This is a genomic window from Vibrio sp. 1874 (assembly GCF_033344395.1).
GTDB lineage: Bacteria > Pseudomonadota > Gammaproteobacteria > Enterobacterales > Vibrionaceae > Vibrio > Vibrio alginolyticus.
This window is the reverse complement of record NZ_JAWPOR010000139.1, coordinates 1-1,151: the sequence shown is the minus strand read 5'-3', so window position 1 is coordinate 1,151 and position 1,151 is coordinate 1. Positions and strand designations below refer to the sequence as shown.

Genomic DNA, 1,151 nt, shown 5'->3' with positions numbered 1-1,151 from the left:
AAGGCACGTTTGCCGTATCTAAACCTGTAGGTGAAGGTAAGCACATCAAAGGGGTATTAGGTTACGAGAAAACGGATGGTTTTAACGTTAAACCTTTGCCGGGTTTGAATGATGGCGATGAGCACGGATTTGAAACGTTGAACCTTAAATTAGGTTACCAGCAAAACTTTTCTGATAATTTTTCTGGTTACGTTGGCTTTAGTACATACAGCAACGAATACGACTATGACAACAGCAGTTATGGCAATCCTGGGTGGGGAACAGTAGATAAGCACGAAAAGAAAACGGGTGAAGTGGAATACGTAGGTGCAGATTTGTCACTTGAGTATTCTAAAGATGTTTACACTTCTGAGTTGAAGTTAGCTTACGGTCAACAAGACAACTATGACCTTAAATCGGGCCAAAGTAAGTCGACCGGCGATCACGTGGCCATCGAACAGTTCAATGCAATTTGGCTAAACTCATACAGCATCAATGATGAACTGAGTATTGGGGGCGGCTTAGATTACCGTAATGAGAAGTTAGCAAAAGGCTACCTTGCACCAAGTGACTGGGGACCAGCGAAAGACTACAACCCAGAGAAGAACCCAAGAACAAACATTGGCATCAGCGCAATTGCTCAATATGCATTGAATGCATGGACCTTCGAAGCCAGCGTACGTAATGATGAAAACAACCAGTTTGGCAACAACACTACGTGGCAAACTGCAGCAGGTTGGAAAGTTTACGAAGGATACGAATTAACGCTGAGCCACGGCACTGCATTCCGTGCGCCTAGCTTTGTTGATTTGTATTACCCTGGCTATGAAATGCCGAACTTAAAGCCAGAAGAGTCAAAAAACACGGAACTGTCGTTATCTGGTGTGGCATCGATTGTTGATTGGACTGTAACTGGGTATTACAACCAAATTGAAAACATGCTGATCTGGAAAGGTGCGGGCATGCAAAACATTGGTGAAGCTGAGATTAAAGGTATCGAACTAGAAGTTAAACTCGATACTGATATTGTCTCTCATGAGTTCTACCTAGATTACAAAGATCCTGTCGACAAGTCGGGTGCAGAAGATACCCAACTAGCATACCGCTCCAAGCGCGGTGCTAAGTGGAATGCTTATGCGACATTTGACCAATGGACGTTGGGCTCGCAGTAT

Annotated in this window: 1 protein-coding gene; it reads left to right on the top strand. The window is 44.0% G+C overall.

What is annotated here, in order from left to right; translation table 11 throughout:
- Positions 1-1,151: TonB-dependent receptor domain-containing protein (locus R8N46_RS25135; RefSeq protein WP_318189762.1), on the top strand; the 1,151-nt coding region annotated here is incomplete at both ends.